Raw genomic sequence first — 19,546 nt, 5'->3', positions numbered from 1 at the left:
CCTCTATCGGCCGCGCAGCTGCGGAAAGTCCCGATGCGCAGCGATGAGATCATCGATGTCCTGCACGTCGAGGTCGTTCAACGGGGTCGGAAGAAAGACCAACTCGGCGTATTGGCTCTGCAGTGGCAGGAATCCGCTGAGTAGGGTCTCGGGGGTGGTTCGGATGACCAGGTCGACGTTTCCGATGTCGAGTGCAGCACTGATGTCACACTCTTCACGTTGCGCTCGCGCGGCCGCCGTACGCAACTCGTCGTAGGCGTCGTATGCAGCCAGAATGTTGATGCGAAAATCGTTGCCCCGCATCGACTCTTCCAGATCTTGTGCAGCCGCGAGATATTTGTGCGGTAACGCATGGCGGTCGCCATGCAGCCGCACGCTACAGGTGGCGCGATCGAAGTGATCGGGAATCAGCGTGGTGAAGAAAAGTATGGATGCTGCAAACACCGCGTCCAGTTGGGCGTCGGGGCGCGCCAGATTTGCACGACTCAGGTTGTACACCGAAACGGTCTGCACGCCGTTTCGTTGCAGCGCAAGGAGAATCTCGGTGACCTTCTCCGCGCCGCGGACATACGCGTCCTGCAATGTAGCGTCGTTGGCTTTTGCCCAACGGCGCAATCCGTCAGGAATCAAGCCCACATGAGCTGGTTCAGGATGCATCGCAAACCCCCAAACCCCCATGACAGCGCTATTAAGAAAGGTAGCGCAACTAGAATTCTTGCCATAGGCAAATGGCAATATTGCGAATTCAAGGAGTCCGTGCCGGTTGCGGAATCAACCGCGGTCAGATGACGCCGGGATCAGTCTTCCGTGGGGCGTAGCACCGCCAAGACGGTCAGCATCAAAATCTTGAAGTCCAGATGCATCGAAAAGTTGTCGATGTAATAGTTGTCCCATTCGGCCCGGTCAGCGATCGAGGTCTGCCCGCGAAGGCCGTGCACTTGAGCCCAGCCGGTCATGCCTGCCTTCACCCTGTGCCGCTGGCCATAGCGGCGCACGTGCATCTCGAACAGCTCGACGAACTCCGGCCGTTCTGGACGCGGACCGACCAGACTCATTTCGCCCCGCAACACGTTGAACAGCTGAGGCAGCTCATCCAGGGATGCCCTACGCATGATCTTGCCGATCCAAGTGCGCCGATCGTCGCCTTCGACCCCGCCGGGCGCCGCCCCCGCCCGCAATTCAAAGCCCGCCTTGGCCAGTTCCGTCGCACGCATGCTTCGGAACTTCAGGCAGCCGAAGACCTTCCCGTCGCGCCCAATTCGGTCCTGACTGAAGAAGATCGGCCCCGGCGAACTGAGCTTTACCGCGAGTGCGAGCACGATCATCAGAGGCGAGATGAGCACCAGTCCCACCAGGGCCACCACTCGGTCGACGGTGTGCTTGAGAGCAAATTGCCAGCCCTTCGGATCGACGCGGTTCAGCACCATGAGAGGCACGCCGCCCAGGTGCTCGATCCACGTCCCGCTGCCGACGGCGTCCATCAGTCGGGGCACCACACGAACCCGCATTCCGAGCTGCTGCGCCAGCTGGGCGGTGCGCGCCAACTGTTCGTCAGGCAGCGATGACGGTGCGATGATGAGCTCTTCAGCCCGGGTGGCGCGTACCGCGCTTTCGAGATTGCCGGTGGTGCCCAGGTAGGGCACGTCAACCATCTCGGAGTCGGTCGGCCGCATATCGTCGATCAGGCCGGCCGGCCACAGACCGTATTCCGGCACCTGACGCATCCGGGAGATGAGCTGATGGGCAACCGGGCCGTGGCCGACGATCAGCGCAGGCACTCCGACGTGGAATCTCCGCCGCAGCGAGCGGTTCAATGCCGATCTGAGCAGGCGGACCGCGGGTATGAGAATGGCCGCGCACACCCAGATCCGCAGGATCATCTCGCTGGGCCGGAAGTAGGTGCCCGCGGCCTCGCCGGCCGGGAGGCGAGGCACAAGCAGCAGCATGATCGTCAACGTCGCGAGAGCGGCGACCGCGATGGACGTCTCCACCGGTTCGAGTTCGTCGAGAAAACCGTGGCTCAGCTTCTGTCGGTACAGCCCGCGGGTAGCCAATACGACAACCACCACCGGCACGAAAACCCACGAATAAAGGTCGATATTGCGGTCTTGTTCGAGCGTGCCCGGGATCCACCAGTGGGCCAGCAACACCGCGATCGTGGCATATAGGGCGTCGATCGCCACGGTGATCACCGAATACCCTGGGTCAACGCGTATCAGCTCGACGAGGCGCGGCGGTGTGGGCTCGATGAGTCGAACCTTCGCGGCCTTAACTAGCGGCGTAGTCGGCCGGTCGCTGGGCAATTGGGTACTCACCTGCGCGTCGAGTTGCACTCGTCAAAACCCCTTGGGCGAAACAGTGGCAACCGATCGTAAGTGTGCCGCTGCACACCATGCAGGTATTTGCGCGGGTGTGTCAACAGATAGTTAACATTGTCACGGTGCAGCGAAGGCGAAAAATTCAACCGGCGGTTCCCCTTTTCTAGGCGCGCGGACCTGGCCCGGGACCAAAAATCCGCTCGACGGCGAGCTGCGCCAGGTCGGTCAGCAATTGAATGTGGCCGGTGCCCCACAGTCGCGGCTTGTCGTCGAATACACAAAGCGTGCCGACGGCGTGGCCGGCGTGATCGATCAGGGGTATGCCGAGGTATGCCGCCACCGCACCGCTGCGGACCACCGGATGGTTCTTGAATACCGGGTCGTTGCGGGCGTCTTCGAGTACCAAAGGAGCACGGTCCGCCACCGCGTACTGACAGATCGACTGGTCGAGTGTCGTCTGCCGGTTCTGTGGGTCGGACATATCGCCCATCCCCACGGTGCCCACGAAGAATTGTCGGTCGGCATCGATGAGGGACAGCGCCGCAAATGGGACATCGAGCGCGTCGGCAGCCGCCCGAGTGATCCGGTCATAGACCGCGTCCCTAGGGGAATCGAGCAGTCCGGTCCGGTGAACCGCGCGCAGGCGCTCGGGGTCGGATACCACTGTCGAGACGTCTGGCATCGCGTCGCTGTCGAGCACCCCGGACTGAGAGAGGCGGTCGAGCAGTTCTCTGACAGGAATCGTCTCGGTGCGCCTTTGGTCGGCGACCATCTGTGATGCGACGGCGCGCGCGACGTAAGTCGTGACGTCCTCGCCGGCATTGCGCGCGCACTCTTCGAGCGCGCGGTTCAGCCAGTCATCGAACCCCGACATCACGCTAGGCACGAAGAAACGTTATCCCGAACTGCGTCGGACTTCGGCTGTTAAGAGAAGTTGACGCACACCGGGGTTCGTCAAGGCGGCCCGCCAACGACATAGCCACGCTTAACCTTCGCGCCGCGTAGCGCAGAGCACCTAGTCGTCGTCGCCGTTCTTGGATTCGCGCCATGCCCTCTCGAACGGCAGCCTCCACGCGTTGGGCGCGATCAGCTGATGGATCGAATTGGGTCCCCAGGTGCCCGGCTGATAAACCTTCGCGGGAGGCGGGTCCTTCAGCAATGTCTCTGAGCGCTCCCATAGCGATTCGATGCCCTCGGCGGTGGTGAACAGGGTGTGGTCGCCGCGCATCGCGTCGAGGATCAGTCGTTCGTAGGCCTCCAGCACGTCGCCTGCCGTATCGATCTCCTGAGTCGAGAACTGCATCGACAGCTTGTCCAGCTTCATGCCGGGACCGGGCCGTTTGCCGTAGAACGACAGTGACACTTTGGAGTTGTCGGCCAGGTCGAAGGTGAGGTGGTCGGGGCCTTGGGCCCCGACGCCTGATCCGGCCGGAAACATCGTCCGCGGCGCCTCTTTGAACGCGATGGAGATGATCCGGATGCCTTCGGCCATTCGCTTTCCGGTGCGCAGATAGATCGGCACGCCCGCCCAGCGCCAATTGTCGATGCCGACCTTCAGGGCGATGAACGTCTCGGTGTCGGAATCCCTTGCAACACCGTCATTGTCACGGTAACCGGCGTACTGACCGCGCACGACGTCCGAACAGTTCACCGGGAGCATCGATCGGAACACCTTGTTCTTCTCTTCGCTGATCGCGCGCGGTTCCAGTGCCGTCGGCGGTTCCATCACGACGAACGCCATCACCTGGAAGAGGTGGGTGACCACCATGTCCTTGTAGGCGCCGGTGCTTTCATAGAAGTTGGCGCGCTGATCCAGGCCGAGGGTCTCTGGGATGTCGATTTGGATGTGGTCGATGAAGTTGCGGTTCCAGATCGGTTCGAACAGACCGTTCGCGAAGCGGAAGGCAAGGATGTTCTGTGCCGCCTCCTTGCCGAGGAAGTGGTCGATGCGGAAAATCTGCCTTTCGTCGAACGTTTCGTGGACAAAGGAGTTCAGCTCGACAGCGCTGGCCAGATCGGTGCCGAACGGCTTCTCCATCACGACTCGGGACCGGTCCACCAGGTTGGCGTCCTTCAGCATCGTGATCACCGCGCGGGCCGCCTTCGGTGGCACCGACAGGTAGTGCAGCCGGCGGACGTCGGGGCCGAGCTTGGCTTCAGCGGATGCGACGGCCTCGGCAAGCGCACCGGGCCCCGCGCTCTGGGGCACATAGGTGACCGTCTCGGCGAACCGCGTCCACTGTTGGGTGCTGAGCTTGTGGGTGCCGAAGTCGTCGATGGCCTCCTTCGCCAGCTTGAGGAAGTCCTCGGTGGAGATGTCCTCGAGAGAGGTGGCGACGATCTCGATGTGGGGCGCCAGTTCGGATTGATCCAGATACGCCAGGCCGGGGATCAGCTTGCGTCTGGCCAGATCGCCCGTGGCGCCGAACAGTACGACCACGTGCGGGTCCACCGCATAGTCGTCATGGCGGCCGGGATGCGAGCCGGGATGCGGATAGGAGATGGTCTGCGGTTTGCTTGTCGCCACTCTCGGCATACTCCCATGTCAACCCTGCGCTTGCATCCTCGCATCCACCCCGTCGAGGAACTGCCCAAGTCCCGAGTGGAAGTCGGCCAGGTGATCCTCGTCGGCGGTGTCGAACACGCCGGCTTCCAGCGCCGCAGCGAGCGCCGGGAACCGTTCGGCGTCGATGAATCGCCGGAGCAGCACCGGATAGTCCGGGCCCTGTACCTGCGCCGCCTCGATGTTCAACGCCGCCGCGCCGCGAACGAAGTGCAGCACCGCCATCACGGCGGCGAGTTTGTCGCGTTCGGGCAATCCCGTCCCCGCGAGTGCGGCCAACCCCGCATTGAGCCAGGCCAACTGGCCGGGATCCGCGGGCGGGCCCGCCGCGGCGGCCGCCAGGACCCAGGGGTGCCGGTGGTAGATATCCCACAGGCCCGCCGCCCAATCCGTCAGCGCACCACGCCAATCCGCGGGATCGGCGGGCGCGGGCGGCGGTCCGGGCGCCGTCGAGAGCATGAAGGTCACCAACTCGTCCTTGTTGGCGACGTGCCGGTACAGCGACATCGTGCCGCAGCCGAGGCGCTCGGCCAGCCGGGCCATCGACAGTGCGCCAAGGCCGTCGGTGTCCGCCAGCTCTACGGCCGCGGTGACGATGCGTTCCCGGCTCAGCCCTGAAGAGCGTCGGGGTGCACTCGGCTCCTGCCACAGAATCTCCAGCGCGCGGGGCAGTGGATCGCTCATTTGGTGCCAGCATAGGCGATTGCAGGGGTGGTGCGTATGCCGTACGCTTTGTGCGTATGACATACGCACTTCGGCCGCGCGCGAAATGGCTGACCCCGGTTCTCGCGGTGATCGTGGCCGCGTTCCTACTGTTCTCGTTGCCGCCGTACTTCACGGGCGGCACCCGCGTCCCCGCGACGTTTGCGTGGCACTATCCGCTGCTGGTCGCCCACGTGATGTTCGGCAGCGTGGCCATGGTCACCGCCGTCGCGCAGGTCTGGCCGCGGCTGCGCAGCCGCCACCCGGCATTGCACCGTCGCACCGGGCGCGTCTATGTCGCCGCGGCGATCCCGGCCGCGACGCTGGCGATGGTGATCGGGGCCGCCACCCCTTTCGGTCCACTGCTGGCGGTCAGCAATGTGCTGTTGGGTGCGGTGTGGTTGTGGTTCACCATCAACGGGTTCGCCGCGGCGCGACAGCGGCGCTTCGCCGACCACCGCGTCCATATGGTGCGCAGCGCCACCGTTGCGCTGTCGACGATCACCAACCGGATCTGGACACCGGTGTTGTTCATTTCGCTGCAGCCGTTGCAGGACAGTATCTTTGGCGGTAACGAGGAACACTACCTCTGGTTCGTGGCCGGCCTGGGTGCGTGGCTGGGTTGGACGATTCCGTTGGCCTCGGTGCAGTGGTGGCTGACCCGCAAGCGAGGAGCGCCACCATCGCCGATTTCTCAGTCTGAGCTCATATCACCGGGGTAATCTCCACGGCGATCGTCGAGCACGCGGCGATCAGCGAACCGGGACGAGGCGGCGATGGCGACGGAATTCAACGGCAGGATCGAACTCGACATCCGGGATTCGGAACCGGATTGGGGTCCCTACGCCGCACCGACCGCGCCCGAAGATGCACCCAACGTTCTGTACCTCGTGTGGGATGACACCGGCATCGCGACCTGGGACTGCTTCGGCGGTCTGGTTCAGATGCCGACGATGAGCCGCATCGCCGAGCGCGGTGTCCGGCTCTCGCAGTTCCACACCACCGCGCTGTGCTCGCCCACGCGGGCGTCACTGCTGACAGGGCGCAATGCCACCACGGTCGGCATGGCGACGATCGAGGAGTTCACCGACGGATTCCCGGGCTGCAACGGACGCATCCCCAACGACACCGCGCTGCTTTCGGAAGTCCTCGCCGAAAACGGTTACAACACCTATTGCATCGGCAAGTGGCATCTGACTCCGCTGGAGGAATCCAATCTCGCATCCACCAAACGACATTGGCCGCTATCGCGAGGATTCGAACGGTTCTACGGCTTCATGGGCGGCGAGACCGACCAGTGGTATCCCGAACTCGTCTATGACAATCATCCCGTCGCACCGCCAGGGCTGCCCGAGGACGGCTACCACCTGTCGAAGGACATCGCCGACAAGACAATCGAATTCATCCGCGACGCCAAGGTGATCGCCCCCGAAAAGCCGTGGTTCTCCTATGTCTGTCCCGGCGCAGGCCATGCGCCGCATCACGTCTTCAAGGAGTGGGCAGACAGGTACGCGGGCACGTTCGACATGGGCTACGAGCGCTACCGCGAGGTCGTGCTGGAGAACCAGAAACGTCTCGGCATCGTCCCGGCAGACACCGAGCTATCACCGATCAACCCGTATGCGGATGTCAAGGGGCCCAATGGGGAACCGTGGCCCGTGCAGGACACCGTGCGGCCATGGGACTCGCTCGCCGACGACGACAAGCGGTTGTTCTCCCGGATGGCCGAGGTGTTCGCCGGCTTCCTGAGCTACACGGACGCCCAAATCGGCCGCATCCTGGACTATTTGGAGGAGTCCGGCCAACTGGACAACACCATCATCGTGGTCATCTCGGACAATGGTGCCAGCGGCGAGGGTGGACCGAACGGATCGGTCAACGAGGTCAAGTTCTTCAACGGATACGTCGACACCGTGGAAGAGGGCCTGCGGTTCATGGACAACCTGGGTGGGCCCGAGACCTACAACCACTATCCGATCGGCTGGGCGATGGCCTTCAACACGCCCTACAAGTTGTACAAACGCTACGCGTCGCACGAGGGTGGCATCGCCGACACCGCGATCATCTCCTGGCCGGCGGGCATCGCCGCCCATGGTGAGGTGCGCGACAACTACGTGAACGTCTGCGATATCACCCCGACGGTGTACGAGCTGCTCGGTATCGATCCGCCCGAGACCGTGAAGGGCTACGCCCAGAAGCCGCTCGACGGCGTCAGTTTCAAAGTGGCCCTTGATGATCCGGAGGCTGCGACGGGTAAGGACACCCAGTTCTACGCGATGCTGGGCACCCGCGGCATCTGGCACGAGGGTTGGTTCGCCAACACCGTGCATGCGGCGTCACCTGCCGGTTGGTCGAACTTCGACAAGGACCGCTGGGAACTGTTCCACATCGAGGCTGACCGCAGCCAATGCCATGATGTCGCTGCGGAGAACGCCGACAAGCTCGAAGAACTCAAGTCCATATGGTTCAGCGAGGCCGAGAAGTACAACGGCCTGCCGTTGTCGGACCTGAACATCCTCGAGACCCTGTCACGGTGGCGGCCATACCTGACCGGTGCCCGCGAGTCGTACTTCTACTATCCCGGCACCGCCGACGTCGGGATGGGAGCGGCTGCGGAGATCCAGGGGCGCTCGTTCGTGGTGATGGTCGAGGTGACGATCGAGCGCGCCGACGCGGAAGGAGTTTTGTTCAAGCACGGCGGCGCACACGGCGGGCACGTCCTCTTCATGCAGGACGGGCGGCTGCACTACATCTACAACTTCCTCGGCGAGGAGGAGCAGGAGCTGTCGTCACCGGAAGCAGTCCCGGTGGGAAAGCACACGTTCGGTGTCGCCTACACGCGGACCGGAACGGTCGAGGGCAGCCATACGCCGCTGGGCGATGCGGCGCTCTACATCGACGGCACCGAGGTCGCGTCCCGAGCGGACATCAGAATCCACCCGGGGACCTTCGGACTCGCAGGAGCCACCCTGAGCGTCGGCCGCAACACCGGATCGCCGGTATCGCGGGCATATAGGGCCCCGTTCGCGTTCACAGGTGGCACTATCGCTCAGGTGAACGTCAATGTGTCCGGTCAGCCGTATGCGGATCTGGAGCGCGAGTTCGCGCGCGCTTTTGCGAAGGACTGAAGCGATTTACAGAGGCGAAGGACTGAAGCGATTTACAGAGGCGAAGGACTGAAGCGATTGACCGAGGCGAAGGACTGAAGCGATGAGAACTCGATCGGCGGCGATCGCCGCACTGTGCCTGACAACCGTGCTGGTGTCGGCCTGCGGCAAGGCCAGTGAAGGCGAACCCGTCGCCGACGCCGTGGAGTCGGTCGCGGAGTCGACACCGTCGACGATCGCGACGTCAACGCAGACAACGAAGACCATCCCGACCCCGGAGGCCGAACTCACCGAACCCGGCGTCCTGCCCACCACACGCACCGCGGTGGCCCCCGGGACGGTGACCTGTGCCCTGCCGGATCCTTCGTCGGAGGGTGTGACGGCAGCGGTTGCGGATCCTGGGGCTCCGGTAATCACCGTGGCGCTGCCACCCGGCTGGTCGACGACGCAAGGCGACGGTGACGTCGGCGCGAATCTGACCGGGCCGGACGGGATCTCGGCAACGGTCACGATCGCCAAGACGACGCTGGATCCCGCGGCGGCATTCAAGCAGTACGCCGACGAGGCGATGGCGGCGTCGCCCATCAGCAGCGTCAGCGTCCTGCCCGCCGACCTGTGCGGATACAGCGGTCAGAAGCTGCTCGGTTCGTGGGCTGACACCCCCGAGCAGGCGGTGGAGTTCGGCGACCGGGTCGCTCACGTCTGGACGAACTCCGGCGACTACCTGGTCGTGGTGCACGTGCAGGGTCCGCAGGGCAGTGCGGATTTTGACCCGTTCACCTCCCCGATGATGGACGACTTCGCCATCGAAATCCCTTGATTCATGCTCACCCAGCTCGTCGAGCTTGACGGCGGGTCATTTCGCATGGGCTCGACGCAGTTCTATCCGGAAGAGGCGCCGGCGCACACCGCGACCGTCGCCGCGATCGCCGTCGAACGCCATCCCGTGACCAACGCGCAGTTTGCCGAATTCGTCGATGCCACCGGCTATCTCACCGTTGCCGAGCAGCCGATGGACCCTGCGCTCTATCCGGGTGTGGCACCGGAGGATTTGGTGCCGGGTGCGTTGGTATTCCAGCCGACGAGCGGTCCGGTGGACCTTCGGGACTGGCGGCAGTGGTGGAAGTGGGAGCCCGGGGCGAACTGGCGTCGGCCGTTCGGAGTGGACAGCGGGATCGACGACAGACTCGATCATCCGGTGGTGCAGGTCGCCTACCCCGACGCCGCGGCCTACGCGCGGTGGGCCGGCCGCCGGCTGCCGACGGAAGCGGAATGGGAGTACGCCGCACGCGCGGGCGTCACCACCACCTACCCGTGGGGTGAGGATGCGACGCCCGAGGGTCGGCTGATGGCAAACACATGGCAGGGCCGCTTTCCCTATCTCAACGAGGGTGCGGCCGGCTGGACCGGCACATCGCCCGTCGGCACCTTCGAAGCCAACGCCTTCGGTCTGGTCGACATGATCGGCAACGTGTGGGAGTGGACGACCACGGAATTCGCGGCGCAGCACCGGCTCGACGAGAACAAGGGCTGTTGTACCCCGCCCACGACGGCGAACCCTGCCGTGAACCAGGCCCTCAAGGGCGGATCGCACCTGTGTGCACCGGAGTACTGCCACCGCTACCGGCCTGCGGCACGTTCGCCGCAGTCGCAGGACAGCGCGACCACCCATATCGGGTTCCGTTGCGTGGCCGACGTCTAGGGACGGATCGGAATGTCAGGCGTTCTCGAAGCGCACGATGTCGCGCACGATCGTCCCGCCGGCATCGCGCAGGCGGAAACCCTCGGGTTCGGCCAGACCGCGGAGTTCGTTGGCGTCGAGCCGGTCCGGGTCGGGGAACCCCTCCATGAAGACCAGTAGTCCGCCGGGTTTGATCACGCGCGCCAGCGACCGCAGGCACGACGGTTTGTCGGGGACCTCCCCGATGACGCTGACCGAGTACGCGACGTCGAACGTGTCGTCTTCGAACGGCAGTCCCGCGCCGGCGTCACCGCTGTTGAATCCGACGTTCTGATGACCGGCGCCGTCGAGCTTGCGGCGCGCCTTGGCCAGCATCTCGGGCTGGATGTCGAACAACTCCAGTCGGCCGCGGGGCAGGCGGCCCGCGACCTCCCTGCTGAAGAACCCGGATCCGGGTCCGAGCTCCAGGACTGTTTCGGAGCCGGCCAGCTCGAGCGCAGCGGCGAGGTCGGCAGGGTCGGCGAGCAGCCGTCGGACCGGATTGTCCAGGAGAAAGGCCGCCCAATATGGATACGGAAAGCTCCCAACGCGCCGGGTTTGGCGAAGGACGCTGTCGAGCCAGGTAGTGGGCATTGAAACTCCTCTGATCGCAGTGGAAGTTAGGGTACCCTTACTTCCAGTGATCTTGGGGTCCTCCGTCGACCAGCGGCGATTTGGTTCCTCGCAGGTCGTCACCTAGAATCAACGGGTTGCCTTGGGCAGACCTCGGCCAAGCTCTGATGTGCTCTTCGCGCAAGCGCTCATCGCCAGGAGATGGCCCTGCGTGCTCTTCGGTGACAGCAAGACCGCGCACGTCGGGTCGGTATCTGCCGTGCACACATTTACCAGGTCGAGGAGTTCGAGTGATTCAGCAGGAATCGCGGGTGAAGGTCGCCGACAACACGGGCGCCAAGGAAATCTTGTGCATCCGCGTGCTCGGCGGCTCAGGGCGGCGCTATGCCGGCATCGGCGACATCATCGTGGCCACCGTGAAGGACGCCATCCCGGGCGGCAACGTCAAGCGCGGTGAGGTCGTCAAGGCCGTCATCGTGCGCACCGTCAAGGAACGCCGTCGCGCCGATGGCAGCTATATCAAGTTCGACGAGAACGCGGCCGTCATCATCAAGGCCGACAACGACCCACGCGGTACGCGCATCTTCGGCCCGGTCGGCCGTGAACTGCGCGAGAAGCGCTTCATGAAGATCGTCTCGCTTGCTCCGGAGGTGTTGTAAATGAAGGTCCACAAGGGCGATACCGTTCTGGTTGTCTCCGGTAAAGACAAGGGCGCCAAGGGCAAGGTGCTGCAGGCCTATCCGACCAGGGACAAGATCCTCGTCGAGGGCGTCAACCGGATCAAGAAGCACACCGCGATCTCACGCAACGAGCGCGGCGCGCAGTCCGGCGGCATCGTCACGCAGGAGGCGCCGATCCACGTGAGCAACGTGATGGTCGTCGACTCCGACGGCAAGCCGACCCGCGTCACGTACCGCACGGATGAAGAAAGCGGCAAGAAGGTCCGCATCGCCAAGACCAACGGCAAGGACATCTGAGATGACGACTGCTGAGAAGACCATCCCCCGCCTCAAGCAGCGCTACCGCGAAGAGATCCGTGGCGCGTTGCAATCAGAGTTCAACTACGCCAACGTCATGCAGATCCCCGGCGTGGTCAAGGTTGTCGTCAACATGGGTGTCGGCGACGCCGCCCGGGACGCCAAGCTGATCAACGGTGCGGTCAATGACCTGGCGCTGATCACCGGCCAGAAGCCCGAGATTCGCAAGGCCCGCAAGTCCATCGCACAGTTCAAGCTGCGTGAGGGCATGCCGATCGGTGCGCGCGTGACGCTGCGCGGTGACCGGATGTGGGAGTTCCTCGATCGGCTGACCTCGATCGCGCTGCCGCGTATCCGCGACTTCCGCGGCCTGAGCCCCAAGCAGTTCGACGGCACCGGCAACTACACCTTCGGCCTCAACGAGCAGTCGATGTTCCACGAGATCAACATCGACGACATCGATCGGCCCCGTGGCATGGACATCACCGTCGTCACCTCGGCGACGAACGACGACGAAGGCCGCGCGCTGCTGCGTGCACTTGGCTTCCCGTTCAAGGAGAACTGAACAGATGGCAAAGAAGGCTCTGGTCAACAAGGCCAATAAGAAGCCCAAGTTCAAGGTGCGCGGGTACACCCGATGCAACAGGTGCGGACGCCCACACGCGGTTTACCGCAAGTTCGGGCTCTGCCGCATCTGCCTGCGTGAAATGGCGCACGCCGGCGAACTGCCGGGTGTGCAGAAGTCCAGCTGGTGATGAGCGCTTGCGCGAAGAGCGCTAAGCCCTAGTCAGCCCAACAACTACTAACCAAAAAGGTTGCGGTAGGCCCCAAAGGGATTAACCCAGTGGGAACCGCCGCGAGGAAGGTGAACCGGCTGTCATGACCATGACGGATCCGATCGCAGACTTCTTGACACGTCTGCGCAACGCCAATTCGGCGTATCACGATGAGGTGTCCCTGCCGCACAGCAAGATCAAGGCCAACATCGCCGAGATCCTCAAGCGCGAGGGTTACATCACCGACTACCACACCGAGGATGCCCGGGTGGGCAAGTCGCTTGTGGTGCAACTGAAATACGGTCCGAGCCGTGAACGCAGCATCGCGGGGCTGCGCCGGGTGAGCAAGCCCGGTCTGCGTGTCTACGCGAAGTCCACCAATCTGCCGCGCGTGCTCGGCGGTCTGGGCGTGGCGATCATCTCCACGTCGTCGGGTCTGAGGACCGACCGCCAGGCCGCCCGAGAGGGCGTTGGCGGCGAAGTCCTCGCGTACGTGTGGTAGCGGGAGAGGCAGCGTAAAGAGATATGTCGCGAATTGGAAAGCAACCGGTCCCGGTTCCCGCCGGGGTCGACGTGTCGATCGACGGCCAGAACGTCTCGGTCAAGGGTCCCAAGGGAACCCTTGAACTGGCGGTGGCCGAACCGATCCGGGTGTCGCGCGGCGACGACGGCGCCATCGTGGTGGCAAGGCCGGACGACGAACGGCGCAACCGTTCGTTGCACGGGTTGTCGCGGACGCTGGTGGCCAACCTCGTCACCGGGGTCACCGACGGCTACACCATCAAGATGGAGATCTTCGGTGTCGGCTATCGCGTGGTGGCCAAGGGCAGCAACCTCGAGTTCGCCCTGGGTTACAGCCACCCGGTGCTGATCAACGCCCCTGAGGGCGTGACTTTCGCGGTGGAGACACCGACGAAGTTCTCGATCACCGGCATCGACAAGCAGAAGGTCGGCCAGATCGCGGCGAACATCCGCCGCCTGCGCAAGAGCGATCCCTATAAGGGCAAGGGCATTCGCTACGAGGGTGAGCAGATCCGCCGCAAGGTCGGAAAGACAGGTAAGTAGTAATGGCTACCAAGACAAAAGAAGCCGCGACAGCGGCGCGTAAGCCGGTGGGACAGAGCGTGTCCGAGGCCAGGCGGGTCTCACGACTGCGTCGGCACGCCCGGCTGCGTAAGAAGATCGAGGGCACGGCCGAGGTGCCGCGCTTGATGGTCAACCGGTCGGCGCGACACATCCACGTGCAGCTGATCAACGACCTGGACGGCACCACCGTGGCCGCGGCGTCATCCATCGAGCCGGATGTGCGCGCGGTCGACGGCGACAAGAAGGCCCACAGCGTGCGGGTCGGTCAGCTGATCGCCGAGCGGGCCAAGGCCGCAGGGATCGACGCGGTGGTGTTCGACCGCGGTGGCTACACCTATGGCGGACGCATCGCGGCACTGGCTGACGCAGCGCGCGAAGGCGGGCTGAAGTTCTAATGATTCGTTACGGAAGGACTGCATGATGGCCGAGCAGGCTGGCGCCGCTCCGGCGCAGGACAACCGCGGTGGCGGTCGCGGTGATCGCGACGGACGTGGTCGTCGCGACGACCGCGGTGGCCGTGGTGGCCGCGATAGCGGCGAGAAGAGCAACTACATCGAGCGCGTCGTGGCGATCAACCGTGTCTCCAAGGTGGTCAAGGGTGGCCGGCGGTTCAGCTTCACCGCACTGGTCATCGTCGGCGACGGCAAAGGCATGGTCGGTGTCGGCTACGGCAAGGCCAAAGAGGTCCCCGCGGCCATCGCCAAGGGTGTCGAAGAAGCGCGCAAGGGCTTCTTCCGGGTTCCGCTGATCGGCGGCACCATCGTCCACCCGGTGCAGGGCGAGGCCGCAGCGGGCGTGGTGATGCTGCGCCCGGCCAGCCCCGGTACCGGTGTGATTGCCGGCGGTGCGGCCCGCGCGGTGCTGGAATGCGCTGGCGTGCACGACATCCTGGCCAAGTCGCTGGGCAGCGACAACGCGATCAACGTGGTGCATGCCACCGTTGCCGCGCTCAAGCTGCTGCAGCGTCCCGAAGAGGTCGCGGCCCGACGTGGCCTGCCTCTCGAGGACGTCGCTCCGGCAGGCATGCTGCGGGCGCGACGCGAAGCTGAAGCGGTCGCCGCATCGGCCGCGCGTGAAGGAACGGCTTAAGAAATGGCAGAGCTGAAGATCACCCAGGTGCGCAGCACCATCGGCGCGCGCTGGAAGCAACGCGAGAGCCTGCGGACCCTCGGACTGCGCAAGATCAGGCAGTCTGTCGTGCGTGAGGACAACGACCAGACCCGTGGACTCATCAAGACCGTCCACCACCTCGTTGAGGTAGAGGAGGTTTAGCAATGACAATCAAACTGCACGACCTGCGTCCGGCGCCGGGGTCGAAGACCGCAAAGACCCGTGTCGGTCGCGGTGAGGGCTCCAAGGGCAAGACCGCCGGTCGCGGCACCAAGGGCACCAAGGCGCGCAAGAACGTCCCGGCGACGTTCGAGGGTGGCCAGATGCCCATCCACATGCGGCTGCCGAAGCTCAAGGGCTTCCGCAACCGGTTCCGCACCTCCTACGAGGTCCTCAACGTCGGTGACCTCGACAAGCTGTTCCCCAAGGGCGGCGATGTCGGTGTCGAGGAACTGGTGGCATCGGGCGTGGTACGCAAGAACTCGTTGATCAAGGTGCTCGGTGACGGCAAGCTGACCGTGAAGGTCAACGTCACCGCTCACAAGTTCAGCGGCAGCGCACGCGAAAAGATCACAGCTGCGGGCGGATCATGTACAGAAGCCGCGGGCGGATCATCCACAGACGGTGCTCGCGGGTCCGCGACCGACCAGTAGATCGAGTTGTCGACAAGAGCCCCTGCCGTTACGGTGGGGGCTCTTGCGTTCGCCGAATGCGGTAACGCATGTGGGCGCGGGTGCGATCTACATTGCGCGTGTCGAAACTTCAGGAGCTGACATGACCACTGCCCGCCGCGCCATCACCGTTGTGATGGTTGCCGCCGGTCTCGCGATGTTCGGCGGTACCGCAGCACTGCAGTCAGCGAACGCCCAGACGAATGACGAACGGTTCGAGGAGGCGGTGAGCTCCCTGGGAATCCAGGCGAGTCCCCAAACCGACATCCCCGCCATGGGGCGATCCGTGTGCGACGCGATGACTCAGCAGTTGGCGCAGAACCCCAACCCGGTGCCGGTGGTCCGGGGCATCGTCGGCACGCTGCAGAACAGTAACTTCAGTCGCGAGCAGGCAGTGGGGTTCATGCAGGCCTCGGTGATCGTGTACTGCCCGCAATTCGGCCGGTTCATCGGGCGCTGAACCCCTGGCACGGGCGTCCGTAGACTCAGAGGATGTTCGCATTTCTTCCCGGTATCCCCGGGATCGACGACCTTCGCGCGCTCGGCAGGCGTGTCGACACCGCCCGACACCGCGGAGTCCCCGACGGGTGTGTGCTGGAACTGGATCTGCTGGCCGAGCCGCAGGAGACCGGCGGATTCGACCCGCTGGCGTTGATCAACGTCGGTAACAGGCCGATGGTGCTGCGTGACGCCGTCGCGGCGATTCACCGAGCCGCCGACGATCCGAGAGTGGCCGGGCTGATCGCGCGAGTCCAGCTGCCCGCCGCGACGGCGGGGCCGGTACAGGAGCTGCGCGCGGCGATCTCGGCATTCAGTGATGTCAAGCCCTCGCTGGCGTGGGCCGAGACCTACCCCGGCACGCTGTCGTACTACCTCGCATCGGCGTTTCGCGAGGTGTGGATGCAGCCCTCCGGCACGGTCGGGTTGGTCGGCTTCGCCACCAATGCGATGTTCCTGCGTGATGCACTCGACAAGGCGGGTATCGAGGCACAGTTCATCGCGCGCGGCGAATACAAGTCCTTCGCAAACCTTTTCACCCAGGACAGCTACACCGACTCGCACCGCGAGGCCGACAGCAGACTGATCGAGAGCCTGCAGGCCCAGGTGTGGCAGGCGGTCGCCGACTCGCGCCATCTCGAGTCCTCCGAGGTCGACGCGCTCGCTGACAAGGCGCCGCTGCTGCGCGACGATGCCGTCATCGGCCGATTGATCGACCGAATCGGATTCCGCGACGAGGCGTACGGCCGTATTGGCGAACTCGTTGGCGCACCAGGTATTTCACCCGAAACAGGGGATGCGGATTCCGAAGATGCGCCGCCCCGGCTGTATCTGTCGCGCTACGCGAAGGCCACCGCTTCGCGGCCGTCGCCACCGATGCCGCCGGTGCCCGGGCGCAAGGGTAAGCCGACGATTGCCGTCGTCACGCTGCACGGCCCGATCGTCAGCGGCCGAGGCGGACCGCAGGTGCTGCCGATCGGCAATTCGAGCGCAGGCGGCGACACCATCGCCGCGGCGCTGCGCGAGGCAGCGGCCGACGATTCCGTCTCCGCGATCGTGCTGCGCGTCGACAGCCCCGGCGGATCGGTCACCGGCTCGGAAACCATTTGGCGCGAGGTGAATCGGGTCCGTGACAGCGGGAAGCCCGTCGTCGCCTCGATGGGTGCCGTCGCGGCTTCCGGCGGCTACTACGTGTCGATGTCCGCCGATGCGATCGTGGCCAACGCCGGAACGATCACCGGCTCGATCGGCGTCGTGACCGGCAAGCTGGTCGCCCGTGAGCTCAAGGACCGCCTCGGAGTCGGCTCGGATTCGGTGCGCACCAACGCCAACGCCGACGCATGGTCGATCAATCAGCCGTTCACCGACGCGCAGCACGCGCATGTCGAGGCCGAAGCCGACCTGTTCTACACCGATTTCGTCGAGCGGGTCGCCGCCGGCCGCACCATGACGGTTGAGGCGGTCGATGCGGTCGCCCGCGGTCGGGTGTGGACAGGGGCCGACGCGCTGGAACACGGCCTGGTCGACGAGCTCGGCGGGCTCCGGACCGCGATCAACAGAGCCAAGGTGCTGTCCGGACTGGACCCCGACGACGACGTGCGCCTGATCAACTACCCGGGCTCATCGTTGATGGACATGCTCAGGCCCAAGCCCTCGTCGCAGCCTGCGGCCGCCTCGGTGCCTGAGGCGCTGGCCGTCCTGGTGGGTCGCTCGGTGGCGGGGGTACTCAGCCAGGCCGACAGATCACTCACCGGTGTCAGCGCGCTCTGGTTGGGCGAGTACCGCTTCTAGCCGAGCTCACATGGGGTTCTGGCGAAGGTAGTCGTAGACGGCGCCGAAGTTCTTGTTGACCTCGTCGGGGATCGGCACCGGGCCGCCCAGAGCCCTTGCACCCCATACGATCTGCGCGGTGCGCTCAACCAGCGCGGTGACGTGCAGCACCTTGTCGGGCCGCGGCCCGACGGCCACCAGACCGTGGTTGGCGATGAGCGCTGCGGCCCTGCCTTCCAATGCCTTCACGGCGTTGTGTCCGACATCGGGCGTGCCTGATGCGGCGTACTCGGCGCACCGGATTTCGCCGCCGCAGTACACGGCGAACTCATCGACGGCGGCCGGAATCGACTGGTGCGCAACCGCGAACATGGTGGCCCACACGGGATGACTGTGGATCACGCTGCCGATGTCGTCGAACGCGCGGTAGCACGCGAGATGCAGCTCCATCTCCGTCGACGGGCCCCTGCCGTCCTTGGCCTCCAGTACGCTGCCGTAGCGGTCGACGAGCACGAGGTCGGCGAGTGCCATGTCGGCGTAGTCCACCGACGACGGCGTGATGACGATGTTGCCGTCCTCGCGCCTTGCCGAGATGTTGCCCGCTGTGCCCTCGACGAGACCGCGGCGCAGCATGTCCTTGGCGGCTGCCAGCACCGCGTTTTCGGGGTCGGCGACGAATTTCACGAGGTCAGCACCTCCGGGTTGACGATGTGCTGGGGCGTGCGCCCCGACAGGACGGCCTCGAGATCGTCGGCCACCATCTGCGCCTGTCGTGCCTCAGTGTTCCACGTGGCCCCGCCGATATGTGGCGTGAGTACGACGTTGGACATACCCGTCAGCGGGTGGTCTACGGGTAACCACTCGCCGACGAAGTGATCAAGTCCTGCCGCGGCGATCTTCCCGCTGCGCAGCGCGTCGACCAGTGCGTCGGTGTTGTGCAGTTGGGCCCGAGCGGTGTTGAGGAACACCGCGCCGTCGCGCATCTTTGCGAACTGGTCGGCGCCGATCATCTCCACGGTGTCTTCGGTGACGGGCGCGTGCAGCGAGACGATGTCGGACTCGGCGAGCAGTTCGTCGAGGCTGTGGCCGGCCTCGTCGTGGTAGGGGTCGTAGGCGATCACCGTCACACCGAGTCCTTGCAGCCGCCACCGCAGCGCTCGCGCTACCGCGCCAAGGCCGACGAGACCGGCCGTCAACCCGGCGATCTCGGGCGCCCGGAACCGTTGGTAGGGGATGGTGCCGTCACGAAACACCTCGCCGGCGCGGACATCGGCGTCTGCGGTCAACACATGGCGAGTGGCCGAAAAGAGCAGGGCGATCGCCATCTCCGCGACGGCGTCGGCGTTGCGGCCGGGCGTATGCAGCACTGGGACACTCGCCGCGACCGCCCCCGCGATATCGACGTTGTTGGGGTCTCCGCGGGTGGACGCGACGGCTCGCAACGGCACGTCGAATACCGGCCCGCTCACCGAATCACCCTCCACGACAAGAATGTCGGCCTGTTCGGCCCTTGCGCGCTCCGCGAGCTGCTCGGCGGAGTAGATGCGCAGCGGGCGCTGCTCGATCCACGGGTCGTAGACGACGTCGAACAATTGCTTCAGCTTGTCGAAACCCGGACCGCGAAGGGGTGCCGTCACGAGGGCGCGAAGTCGGCTCACGGTTGTTCATGCTGACG

24 protein-coding genes are annotated in these 19,546 nt (G+C 64.8%); 16 read left to right on the top strand and 8 right to left on the bottom strand.

Annotation, left to right across the window (positions count from 1 at the left end; all coding sequences use genetic code 11):
- Window positions 1-3: 3 nt before the first annotated feature.
- The 5 genes from CSQ99_RS01145 to CSQ99_RS01125 form a co-directional block, all read right to left on the bottom strand.
- Window positions 4-657, bottom strand: coding sequence for an undecaprenyl diphosphate synthase family protein (locus CSQ99_RS01145; RefSeq protein ID WP_176560828.1), 654 nt, complete (start codon window positions 655-657; stop codon window positions 4-6).
- A gap of 140 nt (window positions 658-797) precedes the next feature.
- On the bottom strand, window positions 798-2,333 hold the full coding sequence (locus CSQ99_RS01140) for a sugar transferase (RefSeq protein WP_099037189.1): 1,536 nt from the start codon (window positions 2,331-2,333) through the stop codon (window positions 798-800).
- 148 nt (window positions 2,334-2,481) lie between these two features.
- Window positions 2,482-3,192, bottom strand: a complete 711-nt coding sequence (locus CSQ99_RS01135) for a GAF domain-containing protein (RefSeq protein WP_099037188.1) — start codon at window positions 3,190-3,192, stop codon at window positions 2,482-2,484.
- 141 nt (window positions 3,193-3,333) lie between these two features.
- A complete protein-coding gene (gene zwf / locus CSQ99_RS01130) occupies window positions 3,334-4,845 on the bottom strand; it encodes a glucose-6-phosphate dehydrogenase (RefSeq protein ID WP_099037187.1) in 1,512 nt (503 codons plus the stop codon).
- Between the two features lie 18 nt (window positions 4,846-4,863).
- Window positions 4,864-5,565 carry a TetR/AcrR family transcriptional regulator gene (locus tag CSQ99_RS01125; RefSeq protein ID WP_099037186.1) on the bottom strand — a complete coding sequence of 234 codons (702 nt, stop codon included), beginning with the start codon at window positions 5,563-5,565 and terminating at the stop codon, window positions 4,864-4,866.
- A gap of 56 nt (window positions 5,566-5,621) precedes the next feature.
- On the opposite strand from CSQ99_RS01125, the gene CSQ99_RS01120 reads away from it, so the two are divergent.
- The 4 genes from CSQ99_RS01120 (at window position 5,622) to CSQ99_RS01105 (ending at window position 10,392) form a co-directional block, all read left to right on the top strand.
- On the top strand, window positions 5,622-6,305 hold the full coding sequence (locus tag CSQ99_RS01120) for a DUF2306 domain-containing protein (protein WP_099037185.1): 684 nt from the start codon (window positions 5,622-5,624) through the stop codon (window positions 6,303-6,305).
- A 54-nt stretch (window positions 6,306-6,359) separates the two neighbouring features.
- The gene (locus tag CSQ99_RS01115) at window positions 6,360-8,711 is read left to right on the top strand and encodes an arylsulfatase (RefSeq protein ID WP_099037184.1); all 2,352 of its coding nucleotides are present in this window, start codon (window positions 6,360-6,362) and stop codon (window positions 8,709-8,711) included.
- Between the two features lie 82 nt (window positions 8,712-8,793).
- On the top strand, window positions 8,794-9,510 hold the full coding sequence (locus tag CSQ99_RS01110) for a hypothetical protein (RefSeq protein WP_099037183.1): 717 nt from the start codon (window positions 8,794-8,796) through the stop codon (window positions 9,508-9,510).
- Between the two features lie 3 nt (window positions 9,511-9,513).
- A complete protein-coding gene (locus CSQ99_RS01105) occupies window positions 9,514-10,392 on the top strand; it encodes a formylglycine-generating enzyme family protein (RefSeq protein WP_099037182.1) in 879 nt (292 codons plus the stop codon).
- Window positions 10,393-10,407: 15 nt separating this feature from the next.
- On the opposite strand, the gene CSQ99_RS01100 is transcribed toward CSQ99_RS01105, so the two are convergent.
- The gene (locus CSQ99_RS01100; RefSeq protein ID WP_099037181.1) at window positions 10,408-11,004 is read right to left on the bottom strand and encodes a class I SAM-dependent methyltransferase; all 597 of its coding nucleotides are present in this window, start codon (window positions 11,002-11,004) and stop codon (window positions 10,408-10,410) included.
- A gap of 269 nt (window positions 11,005-11,273) precedes the next feature.
- Here CSQ99_RS01100 and rplN point away from each other — a divergent pair, with 269 nt between their 5' ends.
- The 12 genes from rplN (at window position 11,274) to sppA (ending at window position 17,892) form a co-directional block, all read left to right on the top strand.
- Window positions 11,274-11,642 carry a 50S ribosomal protein L14 gene (rplN, locus tag CSQ99_RS01095; RefSeq protein ID WP_014209128.1) on the top strand — a complete coding sequence of 123 codons (369 nt, stop codon included), beginning with the start codon at window positions 11,274-11,276 and terminating at the stop codon, window positions 11,640-11,642.
- Window positions 11,643-11,960 carry a 50S ribosomal protein L24 gene (gene rplX, locus CSQ99_RS01090; protein WP_099037180.1) on the top strand — a complete coding sequence of 106 codons (318 nt, stop codon included), beginning with the start codon at window positions 11,643-11,645 and terminating at the stop codon, window positions 11,958-11,960. It abuts the gene before it with no gap.
- A gap of 1 nt (window position 11,961) precedes the next feature.
- Window positions 11,962-12,525 (top strand): 50S ribosomal protein L5, encoded by a 564-nt coding sequence (gene rplE, locus CSQ99_RS01085; protein WP_099037179.1) that lies wholly within the window; start codon window positions 11,962-11,964, stop codon window positions 12,523-12,525.
- A 4-nt stretch (window positions 12,526-12,529) separates the two neighbouring features.
- Window positions 12,530-12,715, top strand: coding sequence for a type Z 30S ribosomal protein S14 (locus CSQ99_RS01080; RefSeq protein WP_006245130.1), 186 nt, complete (start codon window positions 12,530-12,532; stop codon window positions 12,713-12,715).
- Window positions 12,716-12,839: 124 nt separating this feature from the next.
- Window positions 12,840-13,238, top strand: coding sequence for a 30S ribosomal protein S8 (gene rpsH / locus CSQ99_RS01075; protein ID WP_099037178.1), 399 nt, complete (start codon window positions 12,840-12,842; stop codon window positions 13,236-13,238).
- Window positions 13,239-13,261: 23 nt separating this feature from the next.
- On the top strand, window positions 13,262-13,801 hold the full coding sequence (gene rplF, locus CSQ99_RS01070; protein WP_099037177.1) for a 50S ribosomal protein L6: 540 nt from the start codon (window positions 13,262-13,264) through the stop codon (window positions 13,799-13,801).
- 47 nt (window positions 13,802-13,848) lie between these two features.
- Entirely contained in the window at window positions 13,849-14,217 is a 369-nt protein-coding gene (gene rplR / locus CSQ99_RS01065) for a 50S ribosomal protein L18 (RefSeq protein ID WP_176560827.1), read from the top strand.
- Window positions 14,218-14,242: 25 nt separating this feature from the next.
- Window positions 14,243-14,911: a 30S ribosomal protein S5 gene (gene rpsE / locus CSQ99_RS01060; protein ID WP_176560808.1), complete on the top strand. Its 669-nt coding sequence runs from the start codon at window positions 14,243-14,245 to the stop codon at window positions 14,909-14,911.
- 3 nt (window positions 14,912-14,914) lie between these two features.
- The gene (gene rpmD / locus CSQ99_RS01055) at window positions 14,915-15,094 is read left to right on the top strand and encodes a 50S ribosomal protein L30 (RefSeq protein WP_083124674.1); all 180 of its coding nucleotides are present in this window, start codon (window positions 14,915-14,917) and stop codon (window positions 15,092-15,094) included.
- Window positions 15,095-15,096: 2 nt separating this feature from the next.
- Window positions 15,097-15,585, top strand: a complete 489-nt coding sequence (gene rplO, locus CSQ99_RS01050; RefSeq protein WP_099037174.1) for a 50S ribosomal protein L15 — start codon at window positions 15,097-15,099, stop codon at window positions 15,583-15,585.
- Window positions 15,586-15,706: 121 nt separating this feature from the next.
- Window positions 15,707-16,063: a DUF732 domain-containing protein gene (locus tag CSQ99_RS01045; protein ID WP_099037343.1), complete on the top strand. Its 357-nt coding sequence runs from the start codon at window positions 15,707-15,709 to the stop codon at window positions 16,061-16,063.
- A gap of 32 nt (window positions 16,064-16,095) precedes the next feature.
- Entirely contained in the window at window positions 16,096-17,892 is a 1,797-nt protein-coding gene (sppA, locus tag CSQ99_RS01040; protein ID WP_099037173.1) for a signal peptide peptidase SppA, read from the top strand.
- 6 nt (window positions 17,893-17,898) lie between these two features.
- Here the strand turns inward: sppA and CSQ99_RS01035 are convergent, their stop codons facing one another.
- Together CSQ99_RS01035 and CSQ99_RS01030 are read right to left on the bottom strand one after the other, a co-directional pair.
- On the bottom strand, window positions 17,899-18,555 hold the full coding sequence (locus CSQ99_RS01035) for an L-fuculose-phosphate aldolase (RefSeq protein WP_099037172.1): 657 nt from the start codon (window positions 18,553-18,555) through the stop codon (window positions 17,899-17,901).
- Complete coding sequence (locus CSQ99_RS01030) at window positions 18,552-19,529, bottom strand: NAD(P)-dependent oxidoreductase (RefSeq protein WP_099037171.1); 978 nt, start codon at window positions 19,527-19,529, stop codon at window positions 18,552-18,554. The genes CSQ99_RS01035 and CSQ99_RS01030 overlap by 4 nt, the downstream gene beginning before the upstream one ends.
- Window positions 19,530-19,546: the final 17 nt, after the last annotated feature.

Source organism: Mycobacterium neglectum, assembly GCF_002591975.1.
Lineage (GTDB): Bacteria > Actinomycetota > Actinomycetes > Mycobacteriales > Mycobacteriaceae > Mycobacterium > Mycobacterium neglectum.
Note: the sequence above shows the minus strand (reverse complement) of the source record. Positions and strands in the feature narration are given on the sequence as shown.